Here is a 2647-nt window from a genome sequence, read left to right as displayed (position 1 = left end):
GGCCCGCCGGCACCGCCCTGGTCACCGGCGGCACCGGGGCGCTGGGCGGGCAGATGGCCCGCTGGCTCGCCGCCAACGGCGCCGCCCACCTGGTCCTGCTCAGCCGGCGCGGCCGGCAGGCCGACGGGATCGCCGACCTGGAGGCCGAACTCACCGGCCTCGGCGCCCGGGTCACCGTGGCGGCCTGCGACGCCGCCGACCGGGACGCGCTCGCCGCCGTCCTCGCCGACCTGCCGGCCGAGCACCCCCTCACCACCGTCGTGCACACCGCCGCCGTGCTCGACGACTCCGTCATCGACGCGCTCACCCTCGACCAGATCGACCACGCGCTCGGCGCCAAGGTCACCGCCGCGGTCAACCTGCACGAGCTGACCCGCGACCACCCGCTCGACGCGTTCATCCTGTTCTCCGCGATGGCCGGCACCGTCGGCAGCTCCGGCGTCGGCAACTACGCCCCCGGCAACGCCTACCTCAACGCGCTCGCCGAGCACCGGCGCGGCCTCGGCCTGCCCGCCACCTCGATCGGCTGGGGGGCCTGGGGCGGCGGCGGGATGGCCGAGGGCGAGTTCGGCCGGCTGCTGCACCGCCACGGCGCGCCCGAGATGGACCCGCGGCTCGCCGTCGCCGCGCTGCACCAGGCCGTCGAGCACGACGAGACCCACCTGACCGTCTCCCACATCGCCTGGGACCGGTTCTACGTGGCGTTCACCGCCACCCGCCCCGGGCCGCTGATCGCCGAGATCCCCGAGGCGCAGCGCCTCGCCGCCACCAAGGGCGTCGCCGAGGCCGCCGGTGCCGACCAGGGCGGCCCCGCCGCGGCGTTCGCCCGGATGGGCGCCGCCGAGCGCCGGCAGGCGCTGCTCGACCTTGTCCGCGACCAGGCGGCCGCCGTCCTCGAGTACGCCGGCGGGCAGGCCGTCGACCCGCACCACGCGTTCCGGGACCTCGGCTTCGACTCGGTCACCGCCGTCGAGCTGCGCAACCGGCTCGCCACCGCCACCGGCCTGCGCCTGCCGGTGACCCTGGTCTTCGACTACCCGACCGCCGCGGTCCTCGCCCGCCACCTGCACGAGGAACTCGGCGGCGGTGCCGAGCGGGCCGCCGAGACCGGCCCCGTCACGCTCGGCGACGACGAGCCCGTCGCCATCGTCGCCATGTCCTGCCGGTTCCCGGGCGGCGTCACCGACCCCGAGAAGTTCTGGCAGCTGTTGCACGCCGGCCGGGACGCCGTCTCCGACCTGCCCGGCGACCGCGGCTGGGACATCGACCGGCTGTACGACCCCGACCCCTATTCCACCGGCACCTCCTACGTGCGCAGCGGCGCCTTCCTCTACGACGCCGCGGACTTCGACGCCGGCTTCTTCGGCATCTCGCCCCGGGAGGCGCTGGCGATGGACCCGCAGCAGCGGTTGCTGCTGGAGGCGTCGTGGGAGGCGATCGAGCGGGCAGGGGTTGACCCGGGGGTGTTGCGGGGTTCGCGAACAGGGGTGTTCGCGGGCACGAACGGCCAGGACTATGGGGCCCTGTTGATGGCGTCCGCGGCTGAGCTGGAGGGCTTCGCGGCGACGGGGAGCGCGGCGAGCGTGGTGTCGGGTCGGGTGGCGTACGTGATGGGGTTGGAGGGGCCTGCGGTGTCGGTGGACACGGCGTGTTCGTCGTCCCTCGTGGCGCTGCACCTGGCGGTGTCGGCGCTCCGGCAGGGCGAGTGCGATCTCGCCCTGGCCGGCGGCGTGACCGTGATGGCCACCCCCGGGCTCTTCGTCGAGTTCTCCCGCCAGCGCGGGCTCGCTTCCGACGGGCGGTGCAAGGCGTTCGCGGCCGGCGCCGACGGCACCGGCTGGGGTGAGGGCGTGGGCGTGCTGCTGGTGGAGCGGCTGTCCGACGCGCGCCGCAACGGCCATCCGGTGCTCGCGATCGTGCGGGGTTCCGCGGTCAACCAGGACGGTGCGTCGAACGGGTTGACCGCGCCGAACGGGCCGTCGCAGCAGCGGGTGATCCGGCAGGCCCTCGCGTCGGCGCGGCTGTCCGCGGCCGAGGTGGACGTGGTCGAGGCACACGGCACCGGCACGACGTTGGGTGACCCGATCGAGGCGCAGGCGCTGCTGGCCACGTACGGGCAGGACCGGACCGAACCGCTGCTGCTCGGCTCGGTGAAGTCGAACATCGGCCACACCCAGGCCGCCGCCGGCGTCGCCGGGGTGATCAAGATGATCCTCGCCATGCGGGCGGGTGTCGTCCCGGCCACCCTGCACGTGGACGAGCCGTCGCCGCACATCGACTGGTCGGCCGGGGCGGTCGAGTTGGCCACCGAGGCCCGGCCCTGGCCCGGCGCCGGCCGGCCACGCCGCTCCGCCGTCTCCTCGTTCGGCATCTCCGGCACCAATGCCCACGTCATCCTCGAACTGCCCGACGACCAACCGCCCGCCGGGGAGACCACCGCCGGCACCCCCCGGCCCGGCACGGTCCGCTCCGACGTCGTCGCCTGGCCGGTGTCGGCGCGCTCCCGGCCCGCCCTGGCCGGGCAGGCCGCCCGCCTGGCCCGGCACCTGCGCGGACAGGACGTCATCGATCCGGCGGCGGTGGGCTGGTCGCTGGCCACCACCCGGTCGACGTTCGACCACCGCGCCGTGGTGGTCGGCGCGTCGGT

General features: G+C 75.6%; 1 protein-coding gene. It reads left to right on the top strand.

The features are described from left to right. Positions 1 to 2647, top strand: a 2647-nt coding sequence (locus B0E53_RS35295; protein WP_146167932.1) for an SDR family NAD(P)-dependent oxidoreductase, incomplete at both ends; no start/stop codon positions are given.

This window comes from Micromonospora sp. MH33 (assembly GCF_003013775.1).
Taxonomy (GTDB): Bacteria; Actinomycetota; Actinomycetes; order Mycobacteriales; family Micromonosporaceae; genus Micromonospora; species Micromonospora fulviviridis.
Note: the sequence above shows the minus strand (reverse complement) of the source record. Positions and strands in the feature narration are given on the sequence as shown.